18 protein-coding genes are annotated in these 16,274 nt (G+C 57.5%); 13 read left to right on the top strand and 5 right to left on the bottom strand.

Going from position 1 to position 16,274, the window contains the following annotated elements:
* From C438_RS18945 to C438_RS04830, 4 genes are all read left to right on the top strand, one after another.
* On the top strand, positions 1-416 hold a 416-nt coding region (locus tag C438_RS18945; RefSeq protein WP_004968158.1), incomplete at its 5' end, for a sensor histidine kinase.
* A gap of 1,172 nt (positions 417-1,588) precedes the next feature.
* The gene (locus C438_RS04825; protein ID WP_004968160.1) at positions 1,589-2,488 is read left to right on the top strand and encodes an SOSS complex subunit B family protein; all 900 of its coding nucleotides are present in this window, start codon (positions 1,589-1,591) and stop codon (positions 2,486-2,488) included.
* 224 nt (positions 2,489-2,712) lie between these two features.
* A complete protein-coding gene (locus C438_RS18950) occupies positions 2,713-3,867 on the top strand; it encodes an outer membrane protein assembly factor BamB family protein (RefSeq protein ID WP_004043306.1) in 1,155 nt (384 codons plus the stop codon).
* A 276-nt stretch (positions 3,868-4,143) separates the two neighbouring features.
* Entirely contained in the window at positions 4,144-4,533 is a 390-nt protein-coding gene (locus C438_RS04830) for a hypothetical protein (RefSeq protein ID WP_004968161.1), read from the top strand.
* A 237-nt stretch (positions 4,534-4,770) separates the two neighbouring features.
* Here the strand turns inward: C438_RS04830 and C438_RS04835 are convergent, their stop codons facing one another.
* Positions 4,771-5,055, bottom strand: coding sequence for a PadR family transcriptional regulator (locus C438_RS04835; protein ID WP_004062180.1), 285 nt, complete (start codon positions 5,053-5,055; stop codon positions 4,771-4,773).
* A gap of 1,147 nt (positions 5,056-6,202) precedes the next feature.
* Positions 6,203-7,852, bottom strand: coding sequence for a sensor histidine kinase (locus C438_RS04840; RefSeq protein ID WP_004968162.1), 1,650 nt, complete (start codon positions 7,850-7,852; stop codon positions 6,203-6,205).
* Positions 7,853-8,401: 549 nt separating this feature from the next.
* Here C438_RS04840 and C438_RS04845 point away from each other — a divergent pair.
* The 6 genes from C438_RS04845 (at position 8,402) to C438_RS18955 (ending at position 12,324) form a co-directional block, all read left to right on the top strand.
* The gene (locus tag C438_RS04845) at positions 8,402-8,893 is read left to right on the top strand and encodes a hypothetical protein (RefSeq protein WP_049917743.1); all 492 of its coding nucleotides are present in this window, start codon (positions 8,402-8,404) and stop codon (positions 8,891-8,893) included.
* 16 nt (positions 8,894-8,909) lie between these two features.
* Entirely contained in the window at positions 8,910-9,170 is a 261-nt protein-coding gene (locus C438_RS04850; RefSeq protein WP_004968164.1) for a hypothetical protein, read from the top strand.
* Between the two features lie 331 nt (positions 9,171-9,501).
* Complete coding sequence (locus tag C438_RS04855; protein ID WP_049917744.1) at positions 9,502-9,897, top strand: DUF7567 family protein; 396 nt, start codon at positions 9,502-9,504, stop codon at positions 9,895-9,897.
* 98 nt (positions 9,898-9,995) lie between these two features.
* Positions 9,996-10,334 (top strand): hypothetical protein, encoded by a 339-nt coding sequence (locus tag C438_RS04860; protein ID WP_049917745.1) that lies wholly within the window; start codon positions 9,996-9,998, stop codon positions 10,332-10,334.
* Between the two features lie 74 nt (positions 10,335-10,408).
* Positions 10,409-11,338 carry a hypothetical protein gene (locus C438_RS04865; protein ID WP_004968167.1) on the top strand — a complete coding sequence of 310 codons (930 nt, stop codon included), beginning with the start codon at positions 10,409-10,411 and terminating at the stop codon, positions 11,336-11,338.
* A 581-nt stretch (positions 11,339-11,919) separates the two neighbouring features.
* Positions 11,920-12,324 (top strand): SWIM zinc finger family protein, encoded by a 405-nt coding sequence (locus tag C438_RS18955; RefSeq protein ID WP_004968168.1) that lies wholly within the window; start codon positions 11,920-11,922, stop codon positions 12,322-12,324.
* A gap of 35 nt (positions 12,325-12,359) precedes the next feature.
* Here the strand turns inward: C438_RS18955 and C438_RS04870 are convergent, their stop codons facing one another.
* Positions 12,360-12,545 carry a hypothetical protein gene (locus C438_RS04870; protein ID WP_049904842.1) on the bottom strand — a complete coding sequence of 62 codons (186 nt, stop codon included), beginning with the start codon at positions 12,543-12,545 and terminating at the stop codon, positions 12,360-12,362.
* Between the two features lie 374 nt (positions 12,546-12,919).
* Between C438_RS04870 and C438_RS18960 the strand changes: the two genes are divergently transcribed.
* Complete coding sequence (locus C438_RS18960; RefSeq protein ID WP_083899959.1) at positions 12,920-13,846, top strand: transcription initiation factor IIB; 927 nt, start codon at positions 12,920-12,922, stop codon at positions 13,844-13,846.
* A 262-nt stretch (positions 13,847-14,108) separates the two neighbouring features.
* On the opposite strand, the gene C438_RS20250 is transcribed toward C438_RS18960, so the two are convergent.
* Together C438_RS20250 and C438_RS04875 are read right to left on the bottom strand one after the other, a co-directional pair.
* Entirely contained in the window at positions 14,109-14,453 is a 345-nt protein-coding gene (locus tag C438_RS20250) for a hypothetical protein (protein ID WP_004968171.1), read from the bottom strand.
* On the bottom strand, positions 14,446-14,808 hold the full coding sequence (locus tag C438_RS04875; RefSeq protein WP_004968172.1) for a MarR family transcriptional regulator: 363 nt from the start codon (positions 14,806-14,808) through the stop codon (positions 14,446-14,448). Before C438_RS04875 ends, C438_RS20250 begins: the two co-directional genes overlap by 8 nt.
* Before the next feature lie 210 nt (positions 14,809-15,018).
* Between C438_RS04875 and C438_RS04880 the strand changes: the two genes are divergently transcribed.
* Together C438_RS04880 and C438_RS04885 are read left to right on the top strand one after the other, a co-directional pair.
* Positions 15,019-15,327 carry a ribbon-helix-helix protein, CopG family gene (locus C438_RS04880; RefSeq protein ID WP_004062141.1) on the top strand — a complete coding sequence of 103 codons (309 nt, stop codon included), beginning with the start codon at positions 15,019-15,021 and terminating at the stop codon, positions 15,325-15,327.
* On the top strand, positions 15,328-15,828 hold the full coding sequence (locus tag C438_RS04885) for a PIN domain-containing protein (RefSeq protein WP_004968173.1): 501 nt from the start codon (positions 15,328-15,330) through the stop codon (positions 15,826-15,828).
* The last annotated feature ends 446 nt before the right edge of the window (positions 15,829-16,274 follow it).

Below are 16,274 nucleotides of genomic sequence, written 5' to 3' on the forward strand. Positions count from 1 at the left end.
TTGGTGAGACCGAATCGGTTGATATCCGTGAGTGTCTCCATGCGTCGTGGAGTAGCGTTGAGACACAGCAAGCGACGCTCCAACTAGACGATGATCTCGGAGTGATCGCCGCGGATAAGAGTCGTTTTCAGGAACTACTAGAGAACTTGTTCCGCAATGCCGTTGAACATGCTGGTGCTGGGGCGACTGTGACTGTTGGAAGCCTCCTTGACGATACGGGACTCTATATCGAAGATGATGGCCCCGGGATCGCTGAGCCGATTCGGTCAGAGATATTTACCCATGGATATTCGACAACTGCTGACGGAACTGGCTATGGGCTCTCGATTGTCTCTCAAATTGTCGAGGGCCATGGTTGGGATATTGCCGTTACAACGGGTTCTGAAGGTGGCGCACGATTTGAGATCACGTGGTGAGAGTTGGACGACGTCTGCTGAGTTAGTTTTTCGAGAGCATCTTTGGCGGCCTCGTACTGCTGCCATATTCGAAGCAAGCGTGAGATACTCCGTTGTTGTGTTTCATTTGGGATGGAGACGAGGGTCACGTCCTCAACGATCTGGATAGCAAGCTAGCGAGTAGAAACTAGCAATCTCACGTGTTTGGGAGGTGAGTTGTGTCGGTACGTTTGGGGGGCGACTGCTCGGGTTGTGCGCGCTCCGGCGGGCAGCCCGTTCCTGCCGGGCCCGGGCGTTTCGCGCTTCCGTTGCGTCTCCGACGGACGGTGCACGGTCGCGGGGCCGGGTCGGGCCGCGTGCAGCCACCCGATACCGGTCAGCCCCGAGGGCGGGTCTGCGAGCACTCGACCCGCATCCGGGCCGTGACCGAGACCGGGCTGGCTGCATCTTCACCAGCCGTTGCGTCGGCGCTCCCTCGATGCGGTCGCGCCGCCGGCCGGCTGGCTCAGACGTGGCCGCTTGCGCGGTCCGGGCGGGCTGCTCGCCGTTCGGGCACTTGCCCTCACCCCTCGTTCACCCGGGCTGCGGTGGCTACTGGGGGCTCGCCGTGCTCACCCCCAGTATGCCACGGTCCGGGGCTCACTCAGGGCTGGCTGTGCGGCCTGCCGGGCATGCGCTCAAACTCGGCCGCGACGAGCTGTGGGTCCGCGGGCGTCCAGCCCGCGCCGGGCTGCCGCACGAGGCGTTTCCGTTGCGTCTGCGACGGACGGGACAGGCTCGTGCGGGTCCGGGCGCGGTGCTGGTCCGGCGGGTCCTCGCTCTCTGCGGCCTCGCTGTGGCCGTATGCGACGCCGTTCACCACCGTATACCCCCCGGCCGTGCCGCCTCGGCGCCGCGACCGCTGCCGTTGCGTCTGCCGACGGACGGGCGTCGGCGCGGCGCCGACCCGCGGTGACCGGTTGGGTATATGGTGGTGACCGCGCGCTCACCTCGAGGTTCACCCCCCGCACTCGTCTGTGGGGGTGCCGTCGGTGCCGCGCCGCGCCGGACAGGGTCCGGCGTGAAGGCGCGGCGCGGGCACCTCGGTGACGGCGTCATCGGTCGACGTCGGAGCCGTGGCTCAAGTGTTGGTTCGTGAGAATCCCGCGAGTGAGGTCGCGGGAGTCGGCGCGTTAGCGCCTTCAGGAACTACAATGTCTAGTAACAACTCCAATCGCAAGGTAGTTTCGGTGGCTGAACAGGCGTTCGAGCAAGCGGATGAGACGACAGTCGACGAAGACGGCTTCGAGGTTGTCGACGAGACGCCGCAGTTTCAGGCGACGGTGCAACAGGAAATCCAAGCAAAGGTGGATGCGAACCACCCAGATGGGATCGCAGACACGAGCGACGAGCGGATCGACGGCGTGACGTTGGCCCAAGAAGAGCGCATTCGAGCGCGGGAAGCTGAACTCGAACGGATTAGTGCCCGTGCGGAACTGGGCTCGCAAGAGGGTCGTGAGGCGCGGTCGCGGATGATTGCGGCCGAGCGGAGCGCTGCGCGACGGCGGCAGTTCCAGAAGCGGGCGGCGAGTGTGAATCCGATAGCTGACCCTGACCGGGCAGACCCCCGGACGGAGCTGACCCAAGAGCAGTTGGGCGCAGTACACAAGCAGGCAACGCGCTTAGCGGAGAAGCTGGATGGCTGGTCGCGAGCGGCGATCAGTCGGCGGCTGAGCGAGGCGGTGTTGAGTGGGAAAGACATGCTGTCGGCAGCGGTGAGTGTGTTCGAAGAACTCGAAGGTGCCCCGGGGACGATGGTGCCAATCGGGAAGCTTGAGGGCGTGTCGCGACGCGAAGTGTGCGTTGAAGGGACGCTGACGACAGTGTGGGAGTCGGAGTCGCCGGCGATTCAGCAAGCGGGGCTCCTCGAAGACGAAAGCGGGCAGGTGAAGCTGACGAGTTGGAAGGCCTCGGACGTGCCGTGGATTCGCGAGGGCGAACGCGTGCGGGTTCACGGAGCGGCGCGGAACTGGTACGATGGGCGCGTCTCGGTGGCGCTGACGGGGTGGACGACCGTGATGTTCCCCGAGCGCGACGCTTGGTGGGACGCCTAACGGCGCGCGGCGGCCTTCTTTTTTGCTGGTGGCCGGGCCGACCCAGACCCCACCGCCCCACCCTCCGCTCCGTGCTCGCAGACGCTGCGCGCGCAGCCACGACCTCTAGAACTCTTTTTCGACGTCACGGTGAGGATTGGTGCCTTCGATATTCTCCAATGAAAGTGACTGTTAAACTGGGGTATCACTATCATGACTATTACCCTGTCTCCCCACCGACTAGCATGCTTCGGGGGAACCAACAAGGGCTGAATCGACGACAGGCACTCCGAATTTTGGGGACCTCATTTGCGATTGGAACTGCAGCTCTCCGCACGGGACGCCCCGTTGCTGCTCGTGCAGCAACAGAGCCGTCGTGGCCGACGTTCCAGTTTGACAATGGTCGGTCTGGATATAACCCGCATGGGAGACGGCCCACAGGCAAACTCACAAAAGTATGGGAGACGACCGACGGATCATTCTCGAGTAGTCCAGCCGTCGTCGGAGAACTACTTTACCACGGGACAGCCGCGAATGGTCTCTTCGCCTACGATGTCGCTGATGGGTGCATCGTCTGGAACAGTCCAACCAACGGGCGAATCGCCCCCTCAAGACCAACTGTAGCGAACGGAGTCGTCTATATTGGCGATTGGGAGCATATCTTCTACGCATTCGATAGCGCTACTGGGAGTGAACTCTGGCGCTACGATGCTGGTGCGATACTTAATCATGATTCAGTTGTTTCTGATGGGGTGGTGTATTTTAGTGACGCGAATGGGGTTATTCACGCGATTTCAGCAGCTGACGGGACTCCTATCTGGAGTCTCGACACCGGCTTTGGAATCACATCACTTGCGATGAGTGATGGGAGTATTTTCTTCGGGGGGTCTAATTCACGGATCTCTCGGCTCGACGCAGCAACTGGCGTGGTCGAGTGGTCTCACCCTGTTCCGTACTCTCCACGACACATTGTCCTCGTCGATGGGATTGTGTATGTTGGTGGCTGGCCGTATCTCGCGACCTACGACGCAGCAGATGGAACAGAACGTTGGCGTGTCTATGTCGGGACAATTACCAACTCACCAGCGATCTCTGATCGACTCATCTATCTTGGCTCTACCAACAACCAACTACTCGCATTTGACCGAGCGACTGGTGAAGAACAATGGGCCTTCAGCGTTGGTGACCACCCGATTCAAGGAATTGTCTCGTCGCCTGCTGTTGTCCAAAACCGTGTGTATTTCGGCGGCTACGACAGGTACGTATACGAACTCCATGCACGGACAGGTAAGCTGATGTGGTCATTCGACACCGGTACTGAGATCACAGGATCGCCAGCTGTCGTTAACCGGCGTCTCTATATTGGGAGCCGCTTGGGTGGTATGTACGCATTCGGTTGATGAACAACACCGACTCTATACTGGACTCACAGTTCACCACGGGTTTCATCGTGTCGGGTAAAGTCGACGATCTAAGTCTAGTGGGCTCTGTTGAAATCCTAAGCCCCTGATGGTTTGTCGAAGGCGTGCTGAATAGAGGGCGCAAGTCGGTCACGCAACTGTCACACCTTACAGTGGCCCAGACAACTAGCAACCCAGCCATTGATTCCGCTAAATTAGCGAATTGAGGTGGATTTGACCGTGGTTATATGATTCTTCACAGACAACATACTGACAATGGCTACCAAGATGGCGTCTCGGCTCGAAGAATATTTCGAGGAAAGGACAAACGGCAATCTTCGGAGCATCGTGAAGTACAACCAAGACAGTCACGACGTCGTTTACTTGCGAGATGACGTGGCTGTCCGATACACAGAGGACGACATTAAAAAAGCGGTTGACGAGTCACGGCTGGACTCGTTGACTGCACCGGTCTACAAGGACACGTTTGCAGAGGACCACGGCGAATTGACGTGCTTGGTCCAGTGCTTCGAGAACGTCATCGAGATGAACTTCGTCCTCCGAGATGGGGTCGGTGCAGCTGTCGCTTTAGACGCAGAGGCATTTGCGGAGACTCAAGGTATCGTAGCTGAGGCCCGGAAGATCGTCATCGAAGAGCGCGAGTAGTCTTCTGTACCCAAGAATGTGAACGATGTGAGAGTCGAGCTTCTTCCTTGCTTCTGTCGGCCTCAATTCCCGAGATGTAACCTATCTACTACTCTCGAATGCTGGCTTCACTCTCTGTATGTTGCACGCACTTCCTGTCACAGTCTGAGGATTTCAATGGGGTCGATCCAACGTAATAGGAGACGCTAGTCTCACTCGTACGGACAGTCGACGAAAACAGTCACTCGTCTCGTACAGTTAGGTGGTGAGTTCGCTTGTATACTGTTGTTCCCAGTCGTCACGGGCTTCGATTTCTCGGCGACCTCTGGCTGTGATCGCGTAGACGTTCGTTCGGCGGTCCTTTTCGCCTTTGTCGAGCAGTCCCTTCTCGACGAGTGTATCGAGATTGGGATACAGCCGGCCGTGGTGGATCTCGGTTTCGTAGTAGTCTTCGAGTTGGTCTTTGATTGCGAGTCCGTGTGGTTCATCCAAGCCGGCGGTGACGTACAGCAGGTCGCGTTGGAACCCGGTCAAGTCGTACATTTTGCTGTCCGCAGCTAGTTTAAGAATACATATACGTTTGTTGGCCATCGGCCGGGTTTCAGAGTGGCCTTGCTGGACGAACGTTTATATCCGAACGTACAGCCACGACGCGGTATGCCGCCCTACCGTGACCGGACCGCTGAATTTCGACCATATGGCGAAGCGACGCAAATCCCGGACCCACAGTTGGAAACTGACCATGCCGAGTACGGCGACGGAATCCCGGAGCGTGACTACCCTGCAGGTAACGACCGGGATACGGACACCTGCCAGACCTGTGAGTGGGCTATTCCTCGGACCGAGAGCCAGTGTCGGTTCTGCCTTGAACAGGACGTCTCGGTCCCAGACAGCACCTCAGCGCCCCGCGAGCAATCACTCCACGGCATCATCTGCCTGCTCGTTCCGTCACAGTCATCGCGGGGTGCACTCGCAAAAGGGACTGCAGCAGCCCGATTACTGCAGAAGTCCCACTCATCCCCTATCGACGAGTGTACACTCATTGCGGCGCTCGAACAGTCGCTCGGGGAGCCACTTCGAATGCGATGGGGTCACCTCCCGGACGTCGTCCCAGCGACTGGGTCGCGGGAGGATGGCTTCGTGGCGAAAGCACGGTCCGTCTCGCTGTGGTCCGCCTCTCCTTCGACGGAGGGTTCTTTTTCGCGATGGTACGACGCTGCTGGGACGCAGATTACTGAGGACTCCCGTCGTGAGCAGTTACTCTCGGACTCGGAGACGTGGGTTGTCCCGGCGATTGCAGTTCGACGAGCGTCTGCCGACTCCTCGCCACCACAATCGTCGTCAGCCTCGACAACACGGCAACTGCTCCGCTGTCAGTCGTGTGGCGAGCAGACACCGCATCGGTTCGACTTACGCGACGACGGTCCGCCCACAGTGTGGGCTGGAGAGCCGATCTGGCGGTGTTCCGTGTGTCGAACACCACAGTACGGACCTGATCCAGATACCTGATATTGGTACGGAGACGACTCAGAGGGCTCTGTTGAGTTCCGTAGAACTAACAGAAACCGTGTGACATAGAGAGGGTGCATTCATCATAGAAGGCTCGTTTATTCCATCTCACCCTCCTGAACTAACCGGTGAGTAGGACTGCTGTGGTTAGCAGTGGCGCGGTCTGGGACTGCCAGTTGTTTCACGCCACGGTTTCGATACCGAAAATCTCGAAGCGAGCACCGCCAGTGTCACTCTCGGTCACCTGTACTGTCCACCCATGGGCAGCGACTATCTCGGCGACAATCGCAAGCCCAAACCCGGTCCCACCCTCTCGCGTCGTATACCCCGGCTCAAACACCGAATCACGGTCCTCCAGGGGGATACCGGGCCCATCATCCGCCACGTAAAATCCCTCTCGATCAGGAAGCACCCCCACCGTAACCGTCACATCGGGCCCACCGTGGTCAAGGGCATTCCGAAACAGGTTCTCGAACAGTCGCTGTAGCCGTGCCGTATCTGCCTTGAACTCTACGTCGTCAGCCACTCGTAAGTCGGCGGTGGCTGTCTCAACCATCCCCCAACTCTCCGTTGCAACCGATGAAAGTAACACAGCGTCCCACTGCTCAACCGGTCGTCCCTCGCGGGCAAGCGTGAGGACTTGGCCAATCAGGTCATCCATCCGGTCAAATGCTCGCTCGACAGCTACTGCATGCTCATTTTCTTCCGCTACGCTTAGTTCCTCGCACAGTAACTCGAACTGGCCTGTGGCCACGTTGAGTGGATTGCGGAGGTCATGGCTCACTAGACTAGCGAACTGGTCGAGGCGTTCGTTCTGCCGTTCTAATTCCTCACGGTACCGCTCACGCTCGGTCACGTCGGTGAGGACGATGGTTTGTCCGAGCCCAGACTTCACTGTCCCATACGGCGTCTCAGTCACCCGGTAATAGCGTGTAAAATCCGACTGTTGGACCGGCAGAATTGGGTCGTCGCTGTTGAGACAGGCAGCCACATGCGGGAGTGCCTGCTCCAACTGAGCTCCCTCAGCACCGTTGAGCGTGGGGAATACGGTCCGCGCCGCGTGGTTCGTATCCCGGATGTGGTTGTCCGCGTCGAGTGCGATGATGGGTTCGTCCCGTTCGCCGGCCAGTTGGACGGCATCAAACTGGTCGATATAGGCAAACGCAACACCGACGGCGAACACAGCGACTCCCAGAGGCTCGTAGGTGATGTCGATGAGGTAGGACGTGGTGTACCCAATAATATCTAGCACGACTGGGAGGCCCGTGATTCCGACGAGTGCGAAGAGTGGGCGTGTGTCATAGTCGATTTGGGTAAACAGTTCTAGGAGCATGAAGTAGCCGACGAAGGCGAGTGCGTACGAGAAAGCCATCGCGGTCCAGTGGAGTGGCCCGGTAGCCACGGAGAGATGGGGGAAGGGGGTGGTGACGGCGGTGGTTATGAAGTATTCGTGGTGGAGAGGGTTGGTAATTTTCACCGCGACGAGGACGACGTAGACGCCGACAGCGAGGCGGCGATACGTCGGGTTGTGGTGGTAGGTTCGACCGGTGTATGCAGAACAGAAGTAGAGCCAAGCTCCGACAGCGGCGAGACCTACCACCAGTCCGAGCGTATACCAGCCGAGTTTGAGGGCCGGCGTGGGGGAAACAAGAAAGCCGACCTGTGCGGTCGCCCAGCTACCACTAGTTAGGAGGAGTGCCCACAGGCCGCGTCGCGTGTCGGAGTCGGTGATTTGGTGGAGGCGTGTGAGGCTTGCAAAACAGGCGAGGGCGGCTACAGTGAAGGTACCAACATAGAGGTGGAAGAGCGGTGATGTTGGTACGGCTGCCATAGCGGGCGTATCTGAGGAACGACTAATAGTCTACCGATATAGACGGTGACGTAGTGTGGATCACCTGCGAGACATGCGCTCTGTATTCAGCACGGGTTGAGAAATATCATCGGAAAATGACGATCTGATTGCGTCAAGTCTGCATATGTTTTGGGCGACTCAGCTTTCTCAGGCGGATATTATACCGGGGACCGACTTGCACCCTGAGTTCAGCATGGTTTCACCGATTTATCAGCGACTGTGGATTCAGCAGAGTCAGTGTGATGTATCCTCTACAGTAGTCCACGATTTTACTGGCTGTTGTTGCATCGGGTCGACGACGTTGTCAGCTCACTTGACGAATAGCGTGGCGTACTACTGGTTAGTAAACAACATTGTCACGTGCAACAGTCACTCGTGACATCGGGCCCTACTGTGTAGGAACCCAAGAGCACCCGAACACGTGATTTCTGGCGTGTCGTAGTGGGTTGTGTTTGTGTGCGCCGGCGATGGGCGCCGGCGCAGGGGGTCGGACAGACATCGACTCCTGAGTCGGCGAGGTGACGACGAATGCACCAAGTAATCTACGCACTCGTGACTGCATCGACAACAGACGACGCCCTCTCACGGGCCGCTGACGTGTTCAACCAACTGGTGGGTGCTGCCCCGCACGCCGAGTCGGTGTTTGACTACTATGTGACGTTCGATGACGATTCAACGACCGTCGCCGGCAGCGCCCGATGGGGTGACCTCCCAGTTGCAGTGCCCGTTGGCTCGGAGGACGGCCAGGAACTCCTCGAGCGTGGGTGGCAGGCGACGACACGTGAGTTCGAACGAAATCTCGAGCGTGTTCGAGAGGGTGTTGACGAGCTTGACGCCGCGGCGATTATGCGCGATGAGGACCTTGTCAGGCATGCGTGCCACAATCTCGGGGCATACCGCGGACCGGCGGTGTACCTCTACGACGAGTTCGCTGACGGGATTCGGCATCGCGAGCGGCTTGAGCAACTCGTTGGGCCCAACGACCATCTGTGGATCGTTCCCGCTGATGTCCATTACTGAGTCGACGCTGTGGCCAATGGCACTCCTGAGAGAGACACTTTCTGATCGTGGTATCGCTGTTCGAATCGTCGTCGACGACGTGGCTGACACCTATCGTGTCGAGTACACGCCGCTGTCCGGTGGTGTGGTGACCGACGAGTGGACTGTGTTCGGTGGCTCCGTCGGCTATGATGCGTCGGTGTTTGCGACTGACACTGCTGCACGTGCGTTTGTCGAGTGCGTTCGAACGACCTCACACGATGACGTCCTCGCGGAGTTAGCAGTAGACACAGAGTAAAGTCTTCCTGTGGTGTGTCGCACCGGGCTCATATTGGGATACTACTCTGCAATTGCCACAGGAAGACAGACGAAATGTACTCTCACTCTGCCACTTTCACGATTGTATCCGTGAACTCGCAACCTCACAGTCGACGGATTACCTAACTCCTACGACAGGGTACCTCATTCAGCTCTATTGCGCATTCAGCAGGTCTACACTACGGCGTTGTTTTTGCGCCGCCCGAAGGGGCGGAGGCACAGTAACAGATGTTGATTCCAACGTCAGCAGCCGAGTTGTCTCACTTCCCACACCAGCCGCTCGTGACACCTGCAACGGTGGTGAATGATCGATGAGTCTTGAGCGTGTGTGCCGCCACGACGACGCGCTGTTCGAGTTTCTGTGGTGTCCGGTGTGTGGCACGGAAGCGTTCACGCACATTCCCTTCGAGGGGGTGTTCTGCACAGAGTGCAATACCAGTGTGACGTGCCGTGAGTCGCCTGAGTCGCGGGGGTACGATGAGGCGGTCATCATCACATTCGACGCGACGACGACGTGGAATCTCCACGTTGACGAAAAACTTCGCCGGCCGCTCCCGGACGACGAAGCACAAGTTAAGATTCTCGGTGCACCGGGTGACTACCACGTCGATTGGTGGGCACCAACCACGACCGAAGACTGGACGCCAGTCGAGCGCAACGAGTTCGCTGACGAATCCGAACCGGAGGAAGTGTCGCACCTCGCATAGTGTCGGTTGAGAGACCCGTCGGTACTAGCGCGACATCGAGATTTTTTGCGCCCGTGATGGGTGCGGGCTGAAGACACAGTCCGTGTGACGTGATTTCCATGAGTCACCAACAAACAGAGTCAGACGTATCAATCGATCAGGTTCCGGTCGACCTCGAACTCGTGCATCGTTCGGAGTTCACCCGAGCCGACGTTCCCGATGAAATCGAGTCGATTTCGTGGGACCTTCTGAGTGAACAACCGCCGACGAATCCGCTCGTTGTGCTCAAAGCCGCTCGCTGGTGGTACATCCACGGCACAGGTGAGTCCGATCCCGTGTACTGCTGGGCGATTGAGTGGGTTCGCCACCTCACGACTGGCGAGGCGACTGCAAGCGGCCTGTTCGGCGAGTGTCGACAGTACCTTCGGAGCCTCGAGTGCGAGGACACCGACCAGTAGGTCGTCTTACCTGTTTTTTGTGCGCCCCAGAGGGGTGCGGCGCGTCCTAGAGAGACGTGTTAGAACTGAAACCAATGGCAACAACGAGTTCTCCGTCGGTGTCGTTCGACGAGACCGACACGCGACACGATGAGATGCATCGCACGATCGAACAATGGCTTGCGGACCTCGCTGACGACGTCTCCGACGCTCGGGCGAGCAAGCAGTTCCAAGCGTGGCTGGACGTCCAGAGCCAGTTCCACGACTACTCCCACCGCAACACACTCCTCATCACCCTCCAATGCCCCGAGGCGACGAAAGTCGCTGGCTACCGGACGTGGCAGGAGGTGTTCGACCGATACGTCCAGGAAGGCGAGTCGGCGATCTGGATTTGGGCGCCGATCATCACGACCCAATGCCCCGAGTGTGGGAACGCACCGAGCTATCACGAAAACAGCGAGTGTGAGTACGATGAGACGCCACCCGAAGAGTGGTCGGAGGGCCTCGTGGGCTTCAAGCCTGCACCGGTTTTCGACATTTCGCAGACTGAGGGCGAGCCACTCCCAAAGCTGGATACGGCGGCGACCGGTGAGCCTGATACGCTCGTCGATGACCTCACTCACATCGCGTCGGACCTCGGCGTGACCATCCGCATCGTCGATCCCGACGAGTGGCGACATGGGGAGGCGAAGGGCGTCTGCCAGTCGCGGAGCGTCCAAGACCTCACCCCACTCGTGGAAGTGAAGGACCGGCCGAACCGTGCCGATCTCGCATCGACGATCATCCACGAGTACGCCCACGCGATTTTGCACTTCGACATCACCGACGCAACCGAGCGGGCGAAACGCGAGGTCGAAGCGGAGGCCGTTGCGTACGTGGTCGGTCGATATCTCGGCTTAGACACGAGTGGGTCGGCGTTCTATCTCGCGGCGTGGCAGGGCGAGGAGACAGACGTGCTGCAAGAGCGACTGGGTCGGATTAGTGGGACGGCTGAAGAGATTCTCTCAACACTCGACGCGGTCTGAGATCTCTCATCTGTGGTTCTGCTGTCGCGGCTCTGTTGAACCTCTTTGTCAGCTATATCTTGCCCTGCGACAGAGGGTGTTGAGGAACACTTTACAGGGTGTTGTTTTCGTAGATTCAGCGGTGAATCACCTGAGACATCGAGAAAGCATGCTTATCAGCACCACCAATGGCACAGATATTCTTGAAAATTCTACACTAGAGTTGTATTGTCATCAAAAATCTACCCGCTGCAGCACAGCTATCTAAAGCCAATGTACTTCTGAAAAGTTGGGAAAGGGGACCCAACTAACCCTAAACCGGCCGGGCACCCGGATTAGGGACTTGCCGGTGTTAACACAGAGGCACCCCGGCATTGTGGAGTTCACACATTTATTATTAAATCTATTGATTGAACAGATGTCACTATAACATCTGGAGAAAACCAAACACAGTTGCTCGATACGGTCTCTGTATTGACTTCAGGACAATCAGGATAGGTCAGCACAAAGAATCCGACCTGATTCTGTGTCACCTGTCACTCCGTTCGACAGCGTAGTTTTTCATGCGCCCGAAGGGGTGCGCGCAGTGCGCGCTGGCTACCATGACTCCTGTACTCCCAGAGTTCGTACCTACGCGCGTCCTCAAGCGGGCGCAGTACGAGGCGTTCGCGTTCGAACTCCTTGATGGCGATGTCCGTGTTCGAAACGAGAGCTATGCTGACCCAACCGCGCACGAGTACCGCGTTCGAATTCGGGATGGCGTCCCCCATTTGTGTTCATGTCCTGCTGATGCGAGCGGTGACGGCCCGTGTAAACATCGGGTTGCAGTCGCGATTCGTCCCCAAGTACTCGAACTCGCCGTGCAGATGCGTGTCGTCGCAGATGGTGGGTCAACATCGAGCGGCGATGATGACACAACAGACCTGCCCTGCGAGTGTGAACAGCTATCTGAAGCTCTTCCCTGTTGGAACTGCGTCGACGCTGGGCGGCGTGATCTGTCTGAATAGTCGTTAGTGAGTATTTCGTACGTCACTAGTACTCGTTAGTCGTCGGACTGTTGGGACGCAGTGTACGCATCAGCAAACTGCTCGCGCATCTCTCGACGGAGCAGTTCGCTCATGACTTCGTAGACGACTGGCTGTGGGTACTTCTCGAGGAGGCGTTGGACGTCGGCTGCACATTCGCTTTTTTCAGTCGCAAAGTTCGCAGTCCATGGTGAGCTACTCATACCAGATAGTAATTTGTTGTCTCAGTTAACTGTTCGCCTGGTGAGAGATTCCTACGACCGCAGTCCGCGACTCGTGGCCCACAGATATCGATAACTCGAGTGTGCGAAACGCGGTGGGCACGAGGCCCACGAGGGAGTTATCAAGGGGTGGGCGCGGATGGCTTGGTACGCGATTTCGCACCCGTTGCAGAGCAGGGCGCGTCTTGTGTGACACGACGAGCCTGCAACGGCAGTCCACCTGCTAGCATGTTTGGTATTGTGGTTCAGTCATTTAATGACCGCCAACCGAAGCCAACCTGTCCGAGACGGCGGCGGCGTTTTTTGAGCCCCTGACGGGTGCGGGGCGCAGCGAGATGCGTCGCGCGGTGTTCGAGATGGCGACACGAGATGTCTACGAGCGACAGTTCGACGAATCGTGCGGGAAATCCTGTGGAAACGCCTCCTGTTCAGAATGTGGCGGGCAGGTCATTACAGACGCTGGTGAGCGGCGGTGTGAGTCCTGTGGGTTCATCATCGACGGGCACGGCATCGACCGCGGCCCGGAGTGGCGGTCGTTCGAACGTGACGAGTGCAAGCGAGTGGGTGCGCCGCGAACGCCGACGCGACACGATCACGGTCTCGCGACTGAAATCGGCCGACATGTCGACGCGAACGGGACACCGATCCCGGGCGAGCGCCGACAGCAACTCTCCCGGCTCCGGACCCAGCACAGTCGGAGTCGATACCAGTCGAGTCGCGAGCGCCGGTTGGCTCACGGGTTGGACGAAGTCCGGCGGCTTGCCGGCGCACTCGACCTTCTCGATAGCCTGCGTGACCAAGCCTGCCGGTGCTTCCGGTCTGCTCAGCAGGCGGATCTGTTGCCGGGGCGGTCGATCGAAGCAGTCGCGGCTGCAAGCGTCCACGCGGCCTGTCGATGTGCGGGGCTTTCGCGGACGCTCGCTGAACTTGCCCCACTCGCACGGGTGGCTGAATCGCGCGTCCGGTCGGCGTATAACGCACTCAATACAGAACTCGGGCTGTCTGCGAAGCCAGTTACATCGGTTGAGTTCGTTCCGCGAGTGGCGGATGCGCTTGATGTGACGGACCTGATTCGGCGACGAGCACGGTCGTTAGCCGAGGCGTCAAGCGACGAGTGGGCTCATCGGGGCGCGAATCCGCATGCAGTCGCTGCGGCGTGTGTGTATACGGCTGCAGCTGAGCGGGACTGGCCGCTCACACAGTCGCGTGTTGCGGCCGTGAGTGACACCTCAGTCAAAACGGTTCGAACGCATTACCAGACGTTGTGTGATGCAGATGGGTGAACCTCAACGCTGAGAGCAAAGATCACGCGTATCTGAGCGAGAAGTTCGAGTCGTTTGGACTCCTCGGTTGAATATCCGTGTTTTCTCCGGAAACGATGGGGTGTGTTGAGCACCAACTCGATTGTTTCTCTGTATGTGACGACACACTAGAATTTTCACTAAAGGTGCTAGTGGTCGGTCATGAGCAGCGAACCAGCAGACGCTAAGCACAATGTGTGCGGACTTGAATCGTAGTGGTGAGACAAGCACTCGAGTGTGCAGACTACTGGGGGCCGAGATACTGCTTGCACTCTGCAATCATTTCGTCGGCGAATGACTCGGTCACTTGTCCCTGTGGATTGACAACGGCGTCATGTTTGATTGTAGCGACGACCCACGGAGAACAATACGAGGTCTTGGTCGGGTCGTTGCCACTCACCCAATCAGCTCCAACTTCGAAGTTTCGCGGGAGATTACTGGTTGTGAGAGCTGCACACAGATACTCCTCGCCAGGATACGGGAGCGAGTCTGCAGCAAGAACGACCCAGAGGCGTGGATTTGACCCGCGTCGAAATGGATCCGGTGCCCAGAATACGTCGCCCTTCTGGAAGCGGTTGGTGTCAGTCACGCTGTTGTCGTGGGTCAACGGCGTGTTCTTGCCACTCGTCGTAGTCGAATGGTTCTTCTTCACGGCTCGCTGCTGTAGCAGCAGCATGGTTAGCTGCAGCGTCAAGGCTCAAGACGTGGTCACTCACGCGCCAGTATGTCCCCCGGTGCTCGACACGACCTCGTTCTCTGAGCCTGACGAGAGTCGGACCAACCGAGCCGGGCTTGACGGACGTCCGCTCGGCGATCTCGCTTTGGGTGAACGCTTGGTCAGCATTCTGAGCTAAGAACGAGAGGAGCTTGTAGGCGTTCGTCCCCGGTTTTGGGTTTTCATTGCCGTCGTCAATGGTCTCGAAGCGATCCGCGCTGATGGGCATAGTATATTAGATGTACTAAGATGTATTGAATGTATTGGACAGCAGCACCAGCGCTTATTCGGATAGCAGCGGGCATGGTGAGAACTGTCAACTCTGTTTCGCTCCTTATAGAACTGGACTCCAAATCTTCTGACGATATCTGAGGGGGCTTTGCGAGGGTAACCAAGCGACGAGCAGGCCGACAAAGTTTTGAATACGTACATACATTGTATGTACATGAGCACGAAACGGGTTAACTTCCGACTGCCCGAAGAGTTAGTAGCACACGCGGACATCGCTGCCGAAGTCACTCACAAAAACCGAACGGAGATTCTCATCGAAGCACTCCGACAGTATCTCGAAGAGAAAGAGTCTGATGAGAGTTTCCGTGAGGCTGTTGTCGAACTGTATCTGAATAACCACATCGAGTTCGAGAAACTGGCCGAGATTATCGGGCGACAGGATGCCGAAGCCGTCCGCGCTTCGAAAGAGGTACTTGATCGTGGTGAAGAACTCGCAGACAAACTCGCAGACCTCTAAATGCTCGTTGTAGACACGAGCGCATTCATCTCTCTTTCAGTCGGCGAAGTTCTCAACGTCTTCGTCACCGAGTTTGACGTCGCAACCACAGAGGCAGTTCTTGAGGAACTCCAAAGAACTGCTGAGTACGATGACCGCCATGGCAAAGCCGCCAATGCCGTCCTCGATACGGCCGACGAGTTCACCGTTGTTGCTGTCGCTGGTGGTGAGTTTGTGACGAGCCGAATCGACGATGGTGAAGCCAGCTGCGTAGCTGCAGTCCGTGAGGTGGATGCAGCGTTCTTGATCACCGACGACTACAGAGCTCTTCCTGAACTTCGAAAACTAGTGAGTGCAGAAGTTGCGCTATCTCCGATCGTTCTCCGGGCGCTGGTCAAGCGCGATGCCCTCAGCGAGGAGGAAGCAAGAGTCACCTTCGAGGCAATGGCAGAAGGACGTGATTGGCTCGGTGCGCCGATCTACCGGTACGCTCGACAGCTCCTCGAAGGTACCTCAAAGTAAGGCATCTCTTCTCAAACTCTCCTTCTGACTCTACTGCTACAAGATGATTGGTACGGAACTAGTCCATCCTCTGAAACTGTGTGTCGACACATCCTCGGAGAGTGGATGTGTGCGGGCCTTCTCAAAGACGATCTCGAGCTTAGATAAAATCTGATGGCGAATTATCTGCATTCTGACTTCGTTTCTCCGGAAGCAATGGCATGTGTAGTTCGAATATCAGCGGTTAGATTGACTAGTGCAATTATCGGTTTTTGTGACGGCTTAGGTGAAACAGATTGCGTCCAATGAAACTGCAGTCACACTCTGAGCCAGCAATATTGTATAATATGTGTACTATAATCTGGTAGATAGTGACTTTGTGCCGTGATTGTTGTCCGATAACAGACTAGTCAAATGATGTGATTTTTCTATGGGTAATCGAGGCATACAACTAAATAAGTGGAGTC

The organism is Haloferax denitrificans ATCC 35960, from assembly GCF_000337795.1.
GTDB classification, from domain to species: domain Archaea; phylum Halobacteriota; class Halobacteria; order Halobacteriales; family Haloferacaceae; genus Haloferax; species Haloferax denitrificans.

Bases quoted from the DNA above. Each gene is read 5' to 3' on its own strand.
- C438_RS18955 (WP_004968168.1), top strand. From the start codon at position 11,920: ATGACTCCTGTACTCCCAGAGTTCGTACCTACGCGCGTCCTCAAGCGG.
- C438_RS04835 (WP_004062180.1), bottom strand. From the start codon at position 5,055: ATGTACGACTTGACCGGGTTCCAACGCGACCTGCTGTACGTCACCGCC.
- C438_RS04880 (WP_004062141.1), top strand. From the start codon at position 15,019: ATGTACATGAGCACGAAACGGGTTAACTTCCGACTGCCCGAAGAGTTA.
- C438_RS04855 (WP_049917744.1), top strand. From the start codon at position 9,502: ATGAGTCTTGAGCGTGTGTGCCGCCACGACGACGCGCTGTTCGAGTTT.
- C438_RS04840 (WP_004968162.1), bottom strand. From the start codon at position 7,852: ATGGCAGCCGTACCAACATCACCGCTCTTCCACCTCTATGTTGGTACC.
- C438_RS04875 (WP_004968172.1), bottom strand. From the start codon at position 14,808: ATGCCCATCAGCGCGGATCGCTTCGAGACCATTGACGACGGCAATGAA.
- C438_RS04860 (WP_049917745.1), top strand. From the start codon at position 9,996: ATGAGTCACCAACAAACAGAGTCAGACGTATCAATCGATCAGGTTCCG.
- C438_RS04830 (WP_004968161.1), top strand. From the start codon at position 4,144: ATGGCTACCAAGATGGCGTCTCGGCTCGAAGAATATTTCGAGGAAAGG.
- C438_RS04870 (WP_049904842.1), bottom strand. From the start codon at position 12,545: ATGAGTAGCTCACCATGGACTGCGAACTTTGCGACTGAAAAAAGCGAA.
- C438_RS04850 (WP_004968164.1), top strand. From the start codon at position 8,910: ATGGCACTCCTGAGAGAGACACTTTCTGATCGTGGTATCGCTGTTCGA.
- C438_RS18960 (WP_083899959.1), top strand. From the start codon at position 12,920: ATGGCGACACGAGATGTCTACGAGCGACAGTTCGACGAATCGTGCGGG.
- C438_RS04845 (WP_049917743.1), top strand. From the start codon at position 8,402: ATGCACCAAGTAATCTACGCACTCGTGACTGCATCGACAACAGACGAC.
- C438_RS04865 (WP_004968167.1), top strand. From the start codon at position 10,409: ATGGCAACAACGAGTTCTCCGTCGGTGTCGTTCGACGAGACCGACACG.
- C438_RS04885 (WP_004968173.1), top strand. From the start codon at position 15,328: ATGCTCGTTGTAGACACGAGCGCATTCATCTCTCTTTCAGTCGGCGAA.
- C438_RS18950 (WP_004043306.1), top strand. From the start codon at position 2,713: ATGCTTCGGGGGAACCAACAAGGGCTGAATCGACGACAGGCACTCCGA.
- C438_RS04825 (WP_004968160.1), top strand. From the start codon at position 1,589: ATGTCTAGTAACAACTCCAATCGCAAGGTAGTTTCGGTGGCTGAACAG.